General features: G+C 55.2%; 15 protein-coding genes, 2 tRNA genes and 1 rRNA gene. 12 read left to right on the top strand and 6 right to left on the bottom strand.

Translation table 11 applies throughout. The features are described 5' to 3' along the window. The 3 genes from rrf to ACTJKZ_RS18395 form a co-directional block, all read left to right on the top strand. Positions 1–95, top strand: a 5S ribosomal RNA gene (gene rrf / locus ACTJKZ_RS18405); the annotation flags it as partial. Positions 96–182: 87 nt separating this feature from the next. Beyond that, a tRNA-Asp gene (locus ACTJKZ_RS18400) sits at positions 183–259 on the top strand. A gap of 7 nt (positions 260–266) precedes the next feature. Continuing rightward, positions 267–342: transfer RNA gene (locus ACTJKZ_RS18395), tRNA-Trp, on the top strand. A 120-nt stretch (positions 343–462) separates the two neighbouring features. Here the strand turns inward: ACTJKZ_RS18395 and hdfR are convergent. After that, on the bottom strand, positions 463–1,296 hold the full coding sequence (gene hdfR / locus ACTJKZ_RS18390) for an HTH-type transcriptional regulator HdfR (RefSeq protein ID WP_440829913.1): 834 nt from the start codon (positions 1,294–1,296) through the stop codon (positions 463–465). Positions 1,297–1,416: 120 nt separating this feature from the next. Here hdfR and ACTJKZ_RS18385 point away from each other — a divergent pair, with 120 nt between their 5' ends. After that, positions 1,417–1,755, top strand: coding sequence for a DUF413 domain-containing protein (locus ACTJKZ_RS18385; RefSeq protein WP_010253568.1), 339 nt, complete (start codon positions 1,417–1,419; stop codon positions 1,753–1,755). Positions 1,756–1,780: 25 nt separating this feature from the next. On the opposite strand, the gene ACTJKZ_RS18380 is transcribed toward ACTJKZ_RS18385, so the two are convergent. After that, positions 1,781–3,304: a YifB family Mg chelatase-like AAA ATPase gene (locus ACTJKZ_RS18380; protein ID WP_222924848.1), complete on the bottom strand. Its 1,524-nt coding sequence runs from the start codon at positions 3,302–3,304 to the stop codon at positions 1,781–1,783. Between the two features lie 330 nt (positions 3,305–3,634). On the opposite strand from ACTJKZ_RS18380, the gene ilvL reads away from it, so the two are divergent. The 6 genes from ilvL to ilvA all read left to right on the top strand — a co-directional run bounded on the left by ilvL (position 3,635) and on the right by ilvA (position 10,195). Then, positions 3,635–3,733, top strand: a complete 99-nt coding sequence (ilvL, locus tag ACTJKZ_RS18375) for an ilv operon leader peptide (RefSeq protein ID WP_072101316.1) — start codon at positions 3,635–3,637, stop codon at positions 3,731–3,733. Positions 3,734–3,883: 150 nt separating this feature from the next. After that, complete coding sequence (ilvG, locus tag ACTJKZ_RS18370) at positions 3,884–5,530, top strand: acetolactate synthase 2 catalytic subunit (protein WP_161736408.1); 1,647 nt, start codon at positions 3,884–3,886, stop codon at positions 5,528–5,530. Beyond that, positions 5,527–5,784, top strand: a complete 258-nt coding sequence (gene ilvM, locus ACTJKZ_RS18365) for an acetolactate synthase 2 small subunit (protein ID WP_008926359.1) — start codon at positions 5,527–5,529, stop codon at positions 5,782–5,784. Before ilvG ends, ilvM begins: the two co-directional genes overlap by 4 nt. An 18-nt stretch (positions 5,785–5,802) precedes the next feature. Then, on the top strand, positions 5,803–6,732 hold the full coding sequence (locus tag ACTJKZ_RS18360) for a branched-chain amino acid transaminase (RefSeq protein WP_161736407.1): 930 nt from the start codon (positions 5,803–5,805) through the stop codon (positions 6,730–6,732). Positions 6,733–6,794: 62 nt separating this feature from the next. Next, a complete protein-coding gene (gene ilvD / locus ACTJKZ_RS18355) occupies positions 6,795–8,645 on the top strand; it encodes a dihydroxy-acid dehydratase (protein ID WP_095706524.1) in 1,851 nt (616 codons plus the stop codon). Between the two features lie 2 nt (positions 8,646–8,647). After that, the gene (ilvA, locus tag ACTJKZ_RS18350; RefSeq protein WP_161736406.1) at positions 8,648–10,195 is read left to right on the top strand and encodes a threonine ammonia-lyase, biosynthetic; all 1,548 of its coding nucleotides are present in this window, start codon (positions 8,648–8,650) and stop codon (positions 10,193–10,195) included. On the opposite strand, the gene ilvY is transcribed toward ilvA, so the two are convergent. Next, positions 10,196–11,077 (bottom strand): HTH-type transcriptional activator IlvY, encoded by an 882-nt coding sequence (gene ilvY, locus ACTJKZ_RS18345; RefSeq protein WP_150015864.1) that lies wholly within the window; start codon positions 11,075–11,077, stop codon positions 10,196–10,198. It abuts the gene before it with no gap. A 162-nt stretch (positions 11,078–11,239) separates the two neighbouring features. On the opposite strand from ilvY, the gene ilvC reads away from it, so the two are divergent. Continuing rightward, complete coding sequence (gene ilvC / locus ACTJKZ_RS18340; RefSeq protein ID WP_161736405.1) at positions 11,240–12,715, top strand: ketol-acid reductoisomerase; 1,476 nt, start codon at positions 11,240–11,242, stop codon at positions 12,713–12,715. 587 nt (positions 12,716–13,302) lie between these two features. Here ilvC and ACTJKZ_RS18335 read toward each other — a convergent pair. The 3 genes from ACTJKZ_RS18335 to ACTJKZ_RS18325 all read right to left on the bottom strand — a co-directional run bounded on the left by ACTJKZ_RS18335 (position 13,303) and on the right by ACTJKZ_RS18325 (position 16,871). Next, positions 13,303–14,634, bottom strand: a complete 1,332-nt coding sequence (locus tag ACTJKZ_RS18335) for an MFS transporter (RefSeq protein WP_161736404.1) — start codon at positions 14,632–14,634, stop codon at positions 13,303–13,305. 272 nt (positions 14,635–14,906) lie between these two features. Further along, on the bottom strand, positions 14,907–15,926 hold the full coding sequence (yhjD, locus tag ACTJKZ_RS18330) for an inner membrane protein YhjD (RefSeq protein WP_033784266.1): 1,020 nt from the start codon (positions 15,924–15,926) through the stop codon (positions 14,907–14,909). Positions 15,927–15,971: 45 nt separating this feature from the next. After that, complete coding sequence (locus ACTJKZ_RS18325) at positions 15,972–16,871, bottom strand: LysR family transcriptional regulator (RefSeq protein ID WP_279771831.1); 900 nt, start codon at positions 16,869–16,871, stop codon at positions 15,972–15,974. Between the two features lie 115 nt (positions 16,872–16,986). Here ACTJKZ_RS18325 and ACTJKZ_RS18320 point away from each other — a divergent pair, with 115 nt between their 5' ends. Continuing rightward, positions 16,987–17,745: an SDR family NAD(P)-dependent oxidoreductase gene (locus ACTJKZ_RS18320; protein ID WP_440829912.1), complete on the top strand. Its 759-nt coding sequence runs from the start codon at positions 16,987–16,989 to the stop codon at positions 17,743–17,745. Positions 17,746–17,764: the final 19 nt, after the last annotated feature.

Below are 17,764 nucleotides of genomic sequence, written 5' to 3'. Positions count from 1 at the left end.
GTCCCACCTGACCCCATGCCGAACTCAGAAGTGAAACGCCGTAGCGCCGATGGTAGTGTGGGGCCTCCCCATGCGAGAGTAGGGAACTGCCAGGCATCAAATTTGTTCCTTTTCCTCTGACAGGGAAAATAACGGGAACAGGCGTTTATCAGCCGGTTGCTGATAAGCGTGAAAGAATCGGTGGAGCGGTAGTTCAGTTGGTTAGAATACCTGCCTGTCACGCAGGGGGTCGCGGGTTCGAGCCCCGTCCGTTCCGCCACCCTATTAGGGGCGTAGTTCAATTGGTAGAGCACCGGTCTCCAAAACCGGGTGTTGGGGGTTCGAGTCCCTCCGCCCCTGCCAGAAAACGATCCTTTGCTTCGGCAAAGGATTTTTTTTTGCCTTCATAAAGGCAAAAAAGAAGAACCAGTTAAATCTAACTGGTCTCATCTCTTCCCTGCTTGCTTCTCTACCTGCCAATCTTTAGCTGTTTTGCCTGACCAGAATCGGGAATTTAAGCAGCTGCAGGATATGCGCCTGCTGATCGCTGTTCTGCAACCAGACAGCATAGAGCGGACGAACGGCGACGGGCGTATCCGGGATCACCATCAACTCATTGTAAACACTTTGCCAGAAGTCAGGCAGGAACGCGCACGCTCCGGTGGTATGCAGCAGTTCACGGGTAACATGCGCCGACGTTGTGGTCAGTACTGGCACATCATCAGCGCCGGAAAGATAACTCTGATGCTGATGAAAATCTGCTCCCCATTCCAGTTTAATGTAATCATATTTTTCGCGTTTCTCGCTCTGCCGGGCGCAGAACAGCGCCAGTGAGATATGACCAATCTGCTGACTGGTTAACTCATCCATCTTAGGCGCTTCAGTGGTGATCAACAGATCCAGCTGGCGTTCATGGAGCTGCTTAACCAGCAGGTGTCGTTGTGCCACGCGCGCTTCTAAATGCAGGCTTTCACGATTCTCGTAAAGCGTCTGTAGCCACGGCGTCAGATAAGCCTCCCATAGCGATGCACTGGCACCGATCGAAAGCTCATGGTGCTGTTGAGTGTGGGAAACCTCCTTCTTTGCCATCATCCATGTGCTCATCAGGCTTTCAGCATAGGGAAGCAGGCGTTCTCCAGCCGCCGTCAGACGTATGTTATTGCGATGCCGTGTAAAAAGGTTAACGCCAAGCTGATTCTCTAACTGGCGGATGCGAAAACTGACAGCAGATTGCGTAAGGTAAAGTGCTTCTGCAGCACGCCCGAAATGGCGTGTTCTGCTCACTTCCAGGAAAGTTTTCAGTAATTCCGTATCCACAGCGTTCTCCCAAAAAATGTTTGTCGTATAGATTTAAATGTTTTGTTTTACACTCTGTCAAGCCTATCTAATACTCCGCGCCATTAACAGCACGGCATTAGAAAATCAGGAGCGTGTAACATGGCGGAAAGCTTCTCAACAGAGAATCGTTTCTTTGATAACAAACATTACCCGCGTGGTTTCTCACGCCACGGTGACTTTACTATTAAAGAAGCTCAGCTTCTTGAACGCCACGGTTTCGCCTTTAATGAGCTGGATTTATCAAAGCGTGAGCCTGCAACAGAAGAAGAACGTCTGTTTATTGAAGTGTGTCGTGGCGTGCGTGAGCCGCAAACGGAAGCTGAACGTGTATGGTCTAAATATATGACCCGCATTAAGCGTCCTAAGCGTTTTCATACGCTGTCCGGCGGTAAACCGCAGATGGACACCGTCGAAGACTTTACCGACAGCGACGATTAACAGAGAAGGGGCGAAAGCCCCTTTTTTATTGCAGGCTGTTATGCAGATGAATCATTAAACGATCAATCGTGCGATAACTGACAGCCTCCTGCAGATGATGCCGACTGACGTCTGCTTCTCCCGCCAGATCGGCCACGGTACGCGCCACCTTCAAAATCCGCTGCCATGCCCGTACAGATAAACCCAGTTTCTCCAGTACTGACTCCAGCCACTCCGCATCCTCTTTAGCTGGCTGACACCAGCGCATAATCTCCGCATTGTTTAAATGCGCATTAATTTTGCCTGCACGGGTCAGCTGAATCTCCCGCGCTGCGACCACCCGATGACGAACCCGTTCAGACGTTTCTGCTACAGGGCGTTGACCGCTAAGCATTCCACCCGGAAGTAGGGGCACCTCCAGCGAAAGATCAAAACGATCGAGAAAAGGGCCGGACAGCTTGCTGAGATAACGCAGCACCTGCTGAGGTGAGGTACGGTTATGCTGTCCCTGATAATGTCCGGTTGGACTTGGATTCATTGCAGCAATCAGCTGAAATCGTGCCGGATAGGTGACTTTTGCGCGCGCACGTGAAATAGCGATGACCCCCGACTCTAATGGCTCGCGCAGAGAGTCCAGCACCTTACGATCAAATTCCGGCAACTCATCCAGAAACAGCACGCCGTTATGCGCCAGTGAGATCTCGCCCGGCCGTGGTAGTGATCCGCCACCAATCAAAGCATAGAGAGATGCACTGTGATGAGGTGACCTGAAAGGCCGACTGCGCCATTGTCGGTGCAGAGTACTGCTAGTGTTCACGAGACTGGCGATTGCTGCGCATTCCAGTGCTTCCTGATCGGTTAAAGAAGGCATGATGCCGGGCAGCCGGGTGGCAAGCATTGTTTTACCGGTGCCAGGCGGGCCAATCAGCAACAGGTTATGCCCGCCAGCCGCCGTGATCTCCAGTGCTCTGCGTCCCTGTTCCTGACCAATGATATCTGCGAGATCGTCAGCAGGCGGCTCGCCCTGATGATCAGGGGACTGAGCTGTCGGTAATGTGAGTTCATTACGCAGAAAGGCACACACGTTGCTGAGATGAGATGCAACCAGTGAAGACCCCTGACGGATAAGTCCGGCATCCGCCTGATTCTCAGCAGAGAGAACCATCTGCCGTCCAGCCTGAATTGCCACCATGGCCGCCGGAATCGCGCCCTGTACACCGCACAGCGCGCCGTCGAGTGCCAGTTCACCCAGAAACTCGTAGTGCGTCAGCTTGTCGGCAGGAAGCTGCTCAGAGGCGACCAGAATGGCGATCGCCATAGGTAAGTCATACCGTCCGCCCTCTTTAGGAAGATCCGCGGGTGCCAGATTAATGGTGACCCGCTTTGCCGGAAAAGTGAAACCGCTGTTGATAATAGCGCTGCGTACCCGCTCACGCGCTTCTTTGACCGTCGTTTCCGGCAGACCTACCAGGGTTAAGGCAGGCAAGCCATTACTGATATGTGCCTCAATGGTCACCAGCGGGGCGTCCACCCCCAGTGCTGCCCGGGTCAGAACTTTTGACAATGACATACTCGCTCCTTGTTACCGTCAGTCTGGTGACTGCATCAAAGAAAAGCCATGACATCATCAGTATGGTTCGGGCCATCGCACACCCCATCGAAAGTTGTTTCATGGCGTTTTAAAATGCTGTGCGACAGTACGCAAATCCATCAAAATATTATTACGTCACTAAAGTGATGAATAATTATCATCATGTAATTATTTCTTGTATTACAAATCGATAGGTTACGATTCCGCGTCACGCACGAAAATAAATCTGTAAAAAAAGTTGTGCGATGACCCCTGACTATGATAACTCTGTAGGCATTACTTCGAACACGAAAAAGAATTGAACAACACATGAAAGCCCTTCTACAAGTGATTAGCCTGGTCGTGATTAGCGTGGTGGTGGTTATTAACCTACCGTGCGGGGCAACGCTTGGAGAAAGAAAGGCTTAAAAATCAAGCCTCGAATCCGAAAAAACCCCCGCACCGAAAGGTCCGGGGGTTTTTTTTCGACCCGAGGAAATATCAGTAAATCCACAAGGAACAAACAATGAACAGTAGCATAAAATTCTGTTGTTCCGGTCAGGACACAGGAGAATAGCGATGACAGGTGCACAGTGGGTAGTTCAGGCTTTACGCGCGCAGGGTGTTGATACCGTATTTGGTTACCCTGGCGGCGCCATCATGCCGGTATACGACGCGCTCTATGACGGCGGCGTGGAACACCTGTTGTGTCGTCACGAGCAGGGCGCTGTAATGGCGGCAATCGGATATGCCCGTTCAACCGGCAAAACCGGCGTCTGTATCGCCACTTCCGGCCCCGGCGCGACTAACCTGATCACCGGTCTGGCGGATGCGATGATGGATTCGGTACCGGTCGTGGCGGTAACGGGTCAGGTCACCTCGGCCTTCATCGGCACCGATGCTTTCCAGGAGATCGACGTACTGGGACTCTCACTGGCCTGCACCAAGCACAGCTTCCTGGTTGAATCGCTGGATGAATTACCCGCTATCATGGCGGAAGCTTTTGCGCTGGCGCAGTCGGGCCGTCCGGGTCCGGTACTGGTTGATATCCCGAAAGATATTCAGATTGCACAGGGTGAACCCGCACCGCATCTGGTTCCGGTTGAAGAAGGAAATGCGCTGCCACATCAGGCGATTGACCACGCACGTGCACTGATGGCGCAGGCCAGAAAGCCAATGCTCTACGTTGGCGGCGGTGTCGGTCTGGCTCAGGCGGTTCCGGCACTGCGCAAGCTGGCAGACGAGACCGGCATTCCGGCGGTTGCTACTCTGAAAGGACTGGGCAGCGTGGACCCGCAAAGTGACGTCTATCTCGGTATGCTGGGGATGCACGGTACCAAAGCCGCTAACCTGGCCGTACAGGCGTGTGACCTGCTGATCGCGGTCGGTGCCCGTTTCGATGATCGCGTGACCGGCAAGCTGGATACCTTTGCACCGCACGCCAGCGTGATTCATCTCGATATCGATCCCGCTGAGTTAAACAAATTACGCCGCGCTCATGTCTCCCTGCAGGGCGATCTCAACGAACTGCTGTCCGCACTGAGTCAGCCTTTGTCTATCAACGCCTGGCGCGATGAGGTGCAGGCACTGAAAGCCAGCCACGCATGGCGCTACGACCATCCGGGCGAAGCGATCTATGCGCCGCTGCTGCTGAAGCAACTTTCCGATCGCAAACCGGCGAATACCGTGGTCACCACCGACGTCGGTCAGCATCAGATGTGGACGGCGCAGCACATGGCATTTAACGCACCGGAGAATTTCATCACCTCCAGCGGCTTAGGCACCATGGGCTTTGGTTTGCCTGCTGCCATTGGAGCGCAGGTTGCACGCCCGGACGATACGGTTATCTGTGTCTCCGGTGATGGCTCCATCATGATGAACATTCAGGAGCTGGGCACCATCAAGCGCGGCAGGCTGCCGGTCAAAATCGTACTGATGGATAACCAGCGTCTGGGTATGGTACGCCAGTGGCAACAGCTCTTTTTTGACGGTCGCTACAGCGAAACCAACCTGTCCGATAATCCCGATTTCCTCACGCTGGCCAGCGCGTTCAACATCCCCGGCCAGCGCATTACCCGTAAAGATCAGGTCGACGCCGCCCTTGATGCTCTGCTGAACAGCGAAGGTCCTTACTTCCTGCATGTTGCAATTGATGAGCATGAAAACGTCTGGCCACTGGTACCGCCGGGTGCCAGCAATGCAAACATGATGGAGAAAACCGTATGAACCAGCATCAATTATCTATCGAAGCCCGTTTCCGCCCTGAAATATTAGAGCGCATTTTACGCGTCGTGCGTCACCGCGGTTTTCAGGTCTGTTCTATGAACATGGCCTCAGTCGCCAACGCAGAAAACATTAATATTGAAATGACCGTTGCCAGCCAGCGCTCCGTCGATTTACTGTCTTCGCAGTTAAGTAAATTGATCGACGTTGCATGCGTTCAGATTCAACAACAGACAACACAACAAATCCGCGCGTAGCCGCGAGAGGGAATAACAATGAGCACGAAGAAAGCAGACTTTATTTGGTTCAATGGCGAGATGGTTAAGTGGGAAGAGGCGAAGGTCAGCGTCATGTCCCACGCCTTGCACTATGGTACGTCGGTATTTGAAGGCGTGCGCTGCTACGACTCTCACAAAGGACCGGTTGTGTTCCGTCATCGTGAACACATGCAACGTCTGCATGACTCCGCCAAAATCTATCGTTTCCCGATTAAAAGCAGCGTTGATGAGCTGATGGAAGCGTGCCGCGAAGTCATCCGCGTGAACAAACTGAAAAGTGCTTATATCCGTCCGCTGGCCTTTGTCGGCGATGTGGGCCTGGGCGTGAACCCGCCAGACGGCTTCACAACTGACGTGATCATTGCCGCCTTCCCGTGGGGCGCGTACCTGGGCGCTGAAGCGCTGGAGAATGGCATTGACGCGATGGTCTCTTCATGGAACCGCGTGGCGCCAAACACTCTGCCAACTGCTGCTAAAGCGGGTGGTAACTACCTCTCCTCACTGCTGGTGGGTAGCGAAGCCCGTCGTCATGGCTATCAGGAAGGCATTGCGCTGGATACCAATGGCCTGATCTCAGAAGGGGCAGGCGAAAACCTGTTTGAAGTTAAAGATGGTGTGCTCTATACCCCGCCATTTACCTCTTCGGCACTGCCGGGCATCACCCGCGATGCCATCATCACGCTGGCGCGTGATATGGGCATTGAAGTGCGTGAGCAGACTCTGTCGCGTGAATCTCTCTACCTGGCTGACGAAGTCTTTATGTCGGGCACCGCCGCAGAAATCACACCGGTGCGCAGCGTCGACCGCATTCAGGTGGGCGAAGGCAAGCGTGGTCCGGTGACTAAACGCATTCAGGAGGCCTTCTTTGGTCTCTTCACCGGCGAAACCGAAGACAAATGGGGCTGGTTAGATCCGGTTAACCCATAATCAGATACAGCGCGGGCGTCATCTGACGTCCGCGAGCTTATTCTTACTGGAGTAAATAGAGCATGCCTAAGTACCGTTCCGCCACTACCACCCACGGCCGCAACATGGCGGGTGCCCGTGCCTTATGGCGCGCGACAGGAATGACCGACGACGATTTCGGCAAGCCGATTATCGCCGTGGTTAACTCATTCACCCAATTTGTCCCTGGCCACGTTCACCTCCGCGACCTGGGTAAACTCGTCGCTGAGCAGATTGAAGCGGCGGGTGGTGTGGCTAAAGAGTTCAACACCATCGCGGTAGATGACGGTATTGCCATGGGTCATGGCGGCATGCTGTATTCACTGCCTTCGCGTGAGCTGATTGCTGACTCGGTCGAGTACATGGTTAATGCGCACTGCGCCGACGCCATGGTCTGCATCTCCAACTGTGACAAAATCACCCCAGGCATGCTGATGGCGTCTCTGCGCCTTAATATTCCGGTGATCTTCGTTTCAGGCGGCCCGATGGAAGCGGGTAAAACCAAGCTTTCTGATCAGATCATCAAGCTGGACCTGGTCGATGCGATGATTCAGGGTGCGAACCCGAACGTCAGCGATGCCGACAGCGATCAGATCGAACGCTCTGCCTGTCCGACCTGCGGCTCCTGCTCCGGCATGTTCACCGCCAACTCGATGAACTGCCTGACCGAAGCACTCGGCCTGTCGCAGCCTGGCAACGGTTCACTGCTGGCCACGCACGCTGATCGCAAAGAGCTGTTCATCAATGCCGGTAAGCGCATCGTCAGTCTCACCAAGCGCTACTACGAGCAGGATGACGTCAACATGCTGCCGCGCAACATCGCGAACAAGGCCGCCTTCGAGAACGCCATGATGCTGGATATCGCCATGGGCGGCTCCACCAACACCGTGCTGCACCTGCTGGCGGCGGCCCAGGAAGGCGACATCGACTTCAATATCTCCGACATTGATCGCCTGTCACGTAAAGTGCCTCAGCTTTGTAAAGTCGCGCCAAGTACCCCGAAATACCACATGGAAGATGTGCATCGCGCAGGTGGTGTTTTCGCCATTCTCGGCGAGCTGGATCGTGCCGGCCTGTTCGACAGCAGCGCCCGTAATATCCTGCAGCAGACCATGCGTGAAACGCTGGATCAGTACGACATCATGCTGACCAAAGATCAGGCGGTAAAAGATATGTTCCGCGCCGGTCCGGCGGGCATCCGTACCACCCAGGCATTCTCGCAGAACTGCCGCTGGGACACGCTGGATGATGACCGTGCAGAAGGCTGCATCCGCACCCGCGAAAACGCGTACTCGCAGGATGGCGGTCTGGCCGTGCTGTACGGCAACATCGCCGAAGATGGCTGTATCGTTAAAACAGCGGGCGTAGACAAAGAGATCCTGACCTTCACCGGCCCGGCCAAAGTCTATGAAAGCCAGGATGACGCGGTAGAAGCGATTCTGGGCGGCAAAGTCGTGGCAGGCGACGTAGTTGTCATCCGCTACGAAGGGCCAAAAGGCGGGCCGGGCATGCAGGAAATGCTCTATCCGACCACCTATCTGAAATCGATGGGTCTGGGTAAAAGTTGCGCTCTGATCACCGACGGTCGTTTCTCTGGTGGCACATCGGGCCTCTCTATCGGTCACGCTTCGCCTGAAGCGGCCAACGGCGGCACCATTGCGCTGGTCAAAGATGGCGACACCATTGAGATCGATATCCCGAACCGCGGCATCAAACTCGCTGTGCCGGATAACGAACTGCATGCCCGCCGTGAAGAGCAGCAGGCACGTGGCGATGCGGCATATACGCCGGTCAATCGTCAGCGTGAAGTCTCCTTTGCGCTGCGTGCTTACGCATTACTCGCGACCAGTGCTGACAAAGGCGCCGTTCGCGATAAGAGCAAGCTGGGAGGCTAAACATGGCCGAGTCTCAACCGCTACCCGACGCGCCTTGCGGCGCCGAGTATTTGCGTGCAGTGCTGCGTTCACCGGTGTATGAAGTGGCACAGGTGACGCCGCTGCAGGTTATGGAAAAAATTTCATCGCGTCTCGGCAACACCATTCTGGTAAAGCGGGAAGATCGTCAGCCGGTGCACAGTTTCAAGGTGCGCGGTGCCTACGCAATGATTGCCGGTCTGAGCGAAGAGCAGAAAGCGCGCGGCGTAGTGACGGCTTCGGCCGGTAACCATGCGCAGGGCGTGGCGCTCTCCGCGACGAAGCTGGGCATTAAGTCACTGATTGTGATGCCGCTGGCGACCGCAGACATCAAGGTTGATGCAGTGCGCGCATTTGGCGGTGAGGCTTTTCTGTTTGGGGCCAACTTTGACGAGGCGAAAGCCAAAGCGATAGAGCTCGCTGAACAGCGCGGCTACACCTTCGTTCCGCCGTTTGACCATCCGGCTGTGATTGCCGGACAGGGCACGCTGGCGATGGAGCTGTTGCAGCAGGATGCGCACCTCGACCGGGTCTTTGTGCCGGTTGGTGGTGGCGGTCTGGCAGCGGGCGTCGCTGTATTGATCAAGCAGTTGATGCCGCAGATCAAAGTGATTGCGGTGGAGTCAGAAGATTCAGCCTGCCTGAAAGCGGCGCTGGACGCCGGTCATCCGGTCGATCTGCCACGCGTCGGGCTGTTTGCCGAAGGGGTGGCGGTTAAGCGGATTGGCAGCGAAACCTTCCGGCTCTGTCAGGCCTACATCGATGACATCATCACCGTCGACAGCGATGCCATTTGCGCTGCGATGAAAGATCTGTTCGAAGATGTTCGTGCCGTGGCGGAACCGTCTGGTGCGCTGGCGCTGGCGGGCATGAAGAAGTATATCCAGCAGCACGAGATCAAAGGCGAGCGGCTGGCGCATGTCTTGTCCGGTGCCAACGTCAACTTCCACGGCCTGCGTTACGTCTCCGAGCGTTGCGAGCTGGGCGAACAGCGTGAAGCGCTGCTGGCTGTAACGATCCCGGAACAGCAGGGCAGCTTCCTGCGTTTCTGTCAGACGCTGGGCGGACGTTCCATCACCGAGTTCAACTATCGTTACGCCGATGCGGACAAAGCCTGCATCTTTGTTGGTGTACGTCTGACCCGTGGCGTGGAAGAGCGCAGCGAAATCATCAGCGAACTTACGCGCGGCGGTTATCAGGTGGTCGATCTCTCAGATGATGAAATGGCGAAATTGCATGTGCGTTACATGGTGGGCGGACGTCCCTCCAAGCCGCTGCGTGAACGGCTCTTCAGCTTCGAATTCCCGGAGGCACCTGGCGCGTTGCTGAAGTTCCTGCAAACGCTGGGCACCCACTGGAATATCTCGCTGTTTCACTACCGTAGCCACGGCACCGATTATGGTCGTGTGCTGGCGGCTTTTGAGCTCGGCAGCGATGAACCGCGTTTTGAGGAGCATCTCACCGATCTGGGTTACGACTTTCACGACGAAAGCCAGAACCCGGCGTTCCGCTTCTTCCTGTCAGGCCACTGATTACAGCTGGCTCCAGAAAGCACTGATCAGCGGCTCTCCGAGCCGCTTTTTTTGCACGCAGATACCGAGTTCGAACGGCGCAACAGACTCCACATTCTCCAGCATCAGCACGCGGTTCCGCACCGGGTCCGGGCTGTTCTCCAGCACGACATCCGGCAACAGCGCAATACCGCAACCCAGCGCTACCATTGAGACTATCGCCTCATGCCCCGATACCGTGGCGTAAATCACCGGATTCGGGATGCGCTGGCGGCGGAACCAGAGATCGATACGCCGTCGTGCGGGTCCCTGCACCGGCAGGATAAACGGAATTTTTGACCAGTCGGGCTGCGGCTGGGTGGCCTGTGTGCGGACGGCACAGGGTAATGCAGGCGCAATCAGCACCAGCGGAATCAGCCCCAGTGGCATAAAATCAATGCTGGCGGGCAAAGTTTCAGGACGGCCGGCAATAGCCAGATCGGCATCGCCGGAGTGCACTTTTTCTACCGCATCCGCAGCATCACCGGTATCCAGTTTAATTTCGACCTGCGGATGTTCGGCACGAAAGCGGTCGAGGATCGGCGGCAGATGGCTGTAGGCCGCCGTTACCGAACAGAACAGGCGCAGTTCGCCGCTGAGTGACGGACCGTTAAGATCCATCACATGACGCAGTTGCTGATATTGCAACAGGGTCTGCTGGGCAAACTGACGCAGGCGTTCACCCGCTTCCGTCAGCGTCACGGTGCGGTTATCGCGCAGAAACAGCGCATGGCCGACATCGTCTTCAAGCCGCTGGATCTGGCGTGACAGCGTGGAAGGGCTGACGTGCATCGCACGCGCCGTGCGCCCGAAGTGGCAGCTTTCTGCCAGATGAAGAAACAGTTTCAGATCCCGTAAATCCATGTGCGCGTCGCCTCTGGGTGGTGTTGCATTTATTGCAATGTGACGTTGTTAATATATCAATTTAAGCAACAGAATTCCTGTCATATGATGGGGTCATTCGCGGCGTTGCATGACACGCCGTTCCTGAACAAAAAAAGCAAACACAACCTTACCGGAGTACCCATGGCTAACTATTTCAACACATTGAACCTGCGCAACCAGTTGGCGCAATTAGGCAAATGTCGTTTCATGGCGCGTGAAGAATTCGCGGATGGTGCCAGTTTCCTGAAAGGCAAAAAAGTCGTTATCGTTGGCTGTGGTGCGCAGGGCCTGAACCAGGGTCTGAACATGCGTGATTCAGGTCTGGATGTCGCCTATGCACTGCGTGCCGAAGCGATTGCTGAGAAACGCCCTTCATGGCGTAAAGCGACCGATAACGGTTTTAAAGTGGGTACTTACGAAGATCTGATCCCGCAGGCGGACCTGGTCGTTAACCTGACGCCAGACAAGCAGCACTCCGCAGTAGTTCAGGCTGTTCAGCCGCTGATGAAAGATGGCGCTGCGCTGGGTTACTCGCACGGTTTCAACATCGTTGAAGTGGGCGAAAGCATCCGTAAAGACATCACTGTTGTGATGGTGGCACCGAAGTGCCCGGGTACAGAAGTCCGTGAAGAGTATAAACGCGGCTTTGGTGTTCCGACGCTGATCGCGGTTCACCCGGAAAACGATCCAAAAGGTGAAGGCATGGCGATTGCCAAAGCCTGGGCAGCAGCGACCGGCGGCGATCGTGCTGGCGTGCTGGAATCTTCCTTCGTTGCAGAAGTGAAATCTGACCTGATGGGTGAGCAGACCATCCTGTGTGGCATGCTGCAGGCCGGTTCACTGCTCTGCTTCGATAAGCTGGTGGCTGAAGGTACGGATCCGGCTTACGCAGAAAAACTGATTCAGTTCGGCTGGGAAACCATCACCGAGTCACTGAAGTTTGGTGGCATCACCCTGATGATGGATCGTCTCTCTAACCCGGCGAAACTGCGCGCTTATGCGCTGTCAGAGCAGTTGAAAACCATCATGGCGCCGCTGTTCCAGAAGCATATGGATGACATCATCTCCGGCGAATTCTCTTCCGGCATGATGGCTGACTGGGCGAACGATGATAAAAACCTGCTGACCTGGCGTGAAGAGACCGGCCAGACCGCATTCGAAACTGCCTCACAGTATGAAGGCAAAATCGAAGAGCAGGAGTACTACGATAAAGGTGTTGTAATGGTTGCGATGGTGAAAGCGGGCGTTGAGCTGGCGTTTGAAACCATGGTAGATGCCGGCATCATCGAAGAGTCTGCTTACTACGAATCCCTGCATGAGCTGCCGTTGATCGCGAACACCATCGCCCGTAAGCGTCTGTATGAAATGAACGTGGTGATCTCTGATACCGCTGAATATGGTAACTACCTGTTCTCCTTCGCTGCGGTGCCGTTGCTGAAAGAGTTCATGACCACACTGCAGCCGGGCGATCTGGGTAAAGCGGTGGAAGGTACGCAGGTCGACAACGCACAGCTGCGTGACGTTAACGAAGCCGTTCGCCAGCACCCGATTGAAACCGTTGGCCGCAAACTGCGTGGCTACATGACCGACATGAAGCGTATCGCTGTCGCGGGCTAATAACCGTCATCACAGTTTTCAGCAAAACAAACCCCGGCTTGCCGGGGTTTTTTGTTTGGGAACACTACCTGAGAAGTTCGCTGGTGGAACGGTGCCTGCACTGCCTGCTTCGCTGTAAGACCGAGCCTGCACGGGCAATACGGTCAGATCGGAAAGACGCAAAACCCGCCATCCCTGGCATGCTCTGCCCGCGCCATCCATGGCGCGGGACGCTTTCCTCCTCTGACCATATTGCCAGCGCCCTGAGCTATTTTATTGTTGGAAGAGTTATCACAGCCCACGTTTGTAACTTTGAGCACAATTCAGATTTTCTAAACAGACAGCCAACATGGTTAAAGCGATGGGAGCATACGCCTGTAGCAAAGCATAGCGGGGCAGGGACGGCCCGCGCTGAGCCCGCCATGGATGGCGTCTTTTGCGTCTTTGCGAAAGGCGTATGCTCCCTGAGCCTATTGCATGACCACAAGGCTATGCTTTTAAACTCCTCAGTGTCGAAGTATGTTCCCTAAGCTGCCTTAGATTTATTGAACCCAGCCCATAAAAAAACCCGGCGGCTGCCGGGTTTCACTGATCTTCATCTAACAGGATTAAACGTCATACAACGTCTGGTGACGCGTCTCTTTACAGGCCAGCAACGCGATCAGCGTCAGCACCGCCATCGATGCCAGATACAGCCCCACCGCCTGCAGACCATAATTGGCATTCAGCCAGGTCGCGATGTAAGGCGCAACAGAGGCTCCCAGAATCGAGGAGAGATTATAGGAGAACGAGGCGCCGGTATAACGCACTTCGGTCGGGAACAGCTCCGGCAGCAGCGCGCCCATCGGGCCAAACGTCAGCCCCATAATGCTCAGACCCAGCAGCAGAAACGCCATCACCAGCGCCTGTGAACCGGAACCCAGCATCGTTGGGAACAGGAACGAAAACGCGATAATCATCAGCGTAATGGTAATCATCGTCTTGCGACGACCAAAACGGTCGGCCAGCAAACCGGCAATCGGCACCATCACACCAAAACCAATCACCGCCAGCATCAGCATCCACAACATACTGTTACGCGGAATGCCCAGACCTGCTGGTGATGGTGTGGTGCCATAGCTCATCGAATAGACGGTCATGATATAGAACAGCGTATAGGTCGCCAGCATGATAAAAGTGCCGAGAATCGTGGCGGTCAGATGCTTGCTCAGCAGCGCCGCAATCGGCACCCGAACCTGCTTCTTCTCTTTCTGCACTTTGGCAAACACCGGACTCTCATGCAGCGACACGCGCACATACAGGCCAATCAGCACCAGCACGGCGGAGAGAATAAACGGCACGCGCCAGCCCCACTGCATAAACTGCTCGTCGGTCAGCAGCCAGGAGAGCAGCAGAAAAGTCCCGTTAGCGAAGAAAAAGCCAATCGGTGCACCCAGCTGAGGGAATGAACCATAGAGCGCACGCTTCTTCGCCGGGGCATTTTCCGTTGCCAGCAGCGCCGCGCCGCCCCATTCACCGCCCAGTCCCAGCCCCTGACCAAAACGCGCCAGCGCCAGCAGCAGCGGTGCCATCACGCCAATCGTCTCATAGCCTGGCAGCAGCCCAATGACCACCGTAGAGATCCCCATAGTCAGCAGCGAGGCAACCAGCGTGGCTTTACGCCCGACGCGATCGCCAAAGTGACCAAATACGGCGGAGCCAATCGGACGTGCGATAAAGGCGATAGCAAAAGTGGCCAGCGACTGTAGCGTGGCGACCGTGGCATCACCCTGCGGGAAGAAAATGTGCGGAAAAACAATCACTGCCGCAGTGGCATAAATATAAAAGTCGAAGAACTCGATGGCGGTACCGACCAGCGAGGCAATCACCACTTTACTGCGTGAGTTAACCGGTGTGGGATCCTGCTGTTTGTCGAGTGTGTCTGTGAGGGAGGCTTGCATAACTGTTTCTTATTTGTAAATACAGACAAAGAATCTTACGCATCTGCCAGAGCGCATTCAATGATGAAAACCCGCGCCGCGTCTGGCTTCAGAGGGCAAAAAGAGGATAATTTCTGTGGTGTGACGAATGCCGGGTGATACCGGGGTAAACCGGACGATATCTGGCGGGATACTCTAAGAAAGGGCTAAATAAAAGTGACCCCTCAGCTATTCATCCTGTTATCGGGTGAAAAAATAGCCGGGGGGTGACATTTTCCGCTGTTGTTAACGAATTACGATGCTTTGCGGCGGGATGCGCTGCCCGCTTCCGGCATCTGCGGGTCATCTTTATATTTGGCTGTGGCGATCCACGCTGCACAGAACAGCGTCAGGCGGGCGAAGAAATAGAAGAACGCCATCAGGCCAAGCACAGAACCAAAGGCTGCACCAGAAGGTGAGGTTGCCAGCTTCGGCAGCGTCAGCGTCATCACAAACTTAATCACCTCAAAGCCGATTGCCGCCAGCAGGGTGCCGCGGAACAGCGCTTTCTTGCGCGGCTTATGACGCGGCAAAATCCAGAAAATCCAGAGGAACAACAGGTAGTTTGCCAGAACGGAAATGGACGTGGCGATAATGGTCAGGGCAGGGCGTAACCACTCAATGCCATCCAGCCCCAGCGCACTCACGATGGTCGCCTGAGCAGAACCGGCTACCGAGGTCAGCGACAGCGTAATCACCAGCGCCAGCATCAGACCCGTCAATGACAGGAAGTCGCGAATATAACGTTTCCAGATCTTCTCTTTGTCATCCGGTTTGCGTTCCCAGACGTCGCGCGACTGGGCGCGGATCGCTTCACGCAGATTACCCATCCAGTTAAGGCCGGAGTAGAGCGCCAGCAGTAAACCAGTGATACCCACGGTGGCACGCTGCTGAATGGCGGTGTTCACCGTATTCTTCAGCGTGGTAGCCAGCGTCGGGTCACTGATGCTGCTGACGATTTTGTTGATGATATCGGTCAGCAGATCCTGATTCGATGCCAGCACAAAACCCACGGCGGCGAACGAGACCATCAGAATGGGGATCAGTGATAAAAACGAGAAATAAGTAATAGCCGCGCCAAACTGGCTGCCGAGCCGGTCATTAAAGCGGTCCAGAGCGCGAATAAAATGCGCCACCGCCGGAATAGACTGGAACCAGGTGGCGAAGCGTGACACGCGAACAATCGACTCATCCACGGTGTGATTGCCGGTTTTAATATCGATAAGCGGCTTTTCTGGCTGCATATCCTGCGGGTTTTCCTGCTTGTCTGTCATAGACCTTCACTGTCCTGTTTATCATTAAAATCAAAGTATAGCCGCTCAGGTGACGTACTCCTGTAACACCTGACTCAGCCACTCCATAAATACCCTTACGCGGCGTGCCACATTGCGCCGGTGCGGATAGAGCAGATGGATCGGCATCGGTCTGGCGGGAAAGCGATGCAGCACTTCCACCAGCTCGCCCCTTTCCAGTAATGTCTGAATCCCGGCGGCGGGCACCTGAATAATCCCCAGCCCTGCCAGGCAGGCGGCGCGATAAGTTTCCGTACTGTTCACCGTCACCACGCCACCGGTATGAACGTAATGGCACTGCCTGCCATCGAAATATTCAAAGCCGGGTGAGGCCTGGCCGAGCTGCTGGCTGTAATGCACCATCGCATGCTGCGACAGCTCTTCCAGCCGGATTGGCATGCCGAAACGCGAAAGGTAGCCAGGGCTGGCGCAGTTGATCAAGGTATGAGTACCAATTTTTCGCGCAATCAGACCTGAATCCTTCAGCTCACCGACCCGGATGACGCAGTCAAATCCTTCACGGATCACATCCACCTGACGGTCGCTGCTGCTCAGCTCAATTTCCACGCCCGGGTAGTGTTGCAGAAATTCCGGCAGCCTTGGCAGGATAAAACCGGTGGCCATCGCCACTGACATGTCGACCCGGAGTTTACCGCTGAGCGAGGCGGGCTCGTGCTGAAACAGGCTGTCCATATCGTCAATCATCGACAACAGATCCAGACAGCGGTCGTAATAGACCAGGCCATCCTGGGTTAGTTGCACCCGGCGCGTGGTGCGATGCAGCAAACGTGTTGCCATTTGATTCTCCAGCGCCTGAATCTGCCGCGATACGCTGCCTTTGGGTACGCCTAAACTCTCTGCCGCGCGGGTAAAACTGCCCATTTCGGCCACCCGCACAAACACCTGCATTGCGTGAATTTTGTCCATGTTGTTCACCGATTGTTGTTTTTATTGAAACAGTGATGCGCATTTAACCCTGTTTATAGATCAATAATTCGCGAATATCCTTAAACCGTGTTCAATTTTTCAACAGGTGTGAGCGATGAATCAGAAAGTAGCGTTAATTACCGGTGGAAACCGTGGTTTAGGCCGGAATGGAGCCTTAAAACTGGCTGCGAGAGGCACAGATATCATTCTGACGTACCGCAGCCATGCCGATGAGGCGCAGGCGGTTGTAAAGGAAATTGAAGCACTGGGACGACGCGCCGTGGCGCTGGCGCTGGATGTCGGCGACACCGGGCAGTTTGATCGCTTTGTTGGCGAAGTGAAAGAGGTATTGCAGCTGCAGTGGCAACGAGAGCGCTTTGACTATTTAGTGAACAACGCCGGGCACGGACATTACAAGCCGTTTACCGACACCACCGAAGCGGAATTTGATGCGCTGGTGAATGTGCATTTCAAAGGGCCTTACTTCCTGACCCAGAAGCTATTGCCGCTGATTAACGACGGGGGGCGCATCCTGAATATCTCCAGCGGTCTGACCCGTCTGGTTTATCCGGGCTCCGCAACCTATGCGTCGATGAAAGGGGCGATGGAAGTCCTGACGCGCTATCAGGCGAAAGAGCTGGGTGAACGCCGCATTCGCGTCAATATTCTGGCACCAGGCGCAATAGAGACTGACTTTGGCGGAGGACGGGTACGCGATACCCGCGAGATTAACGACCAGATTGCCGGGCTGACGGCGCTGGGTCGGGTCGGACTGCCGGATGATATCGGCGACGCTATCAGCGCGATCCTTAGCGATGAAACGGCCTGGATCACCGCGCAGCGCATTGAAGCGTCAGGCGGGCAGGGGATTTAACCCCGGGCGGCGTCGCGAA

The organism is Pantoea sp. 22096 (genome assembly GCF_052045955.1).
Taxonomy (GTDB): Bacteria; Pseudomonadota; Gammaproteobacteria; order Enterobacterales; family Enterobacteriaceae; genus Pantoea; species Pantoea alfalfae.
The sequence above is the reverse complement of the archived record's forward strand: the minus strand, read 5'-3'. Positions and strand labels throughout refer to the sequence as shown.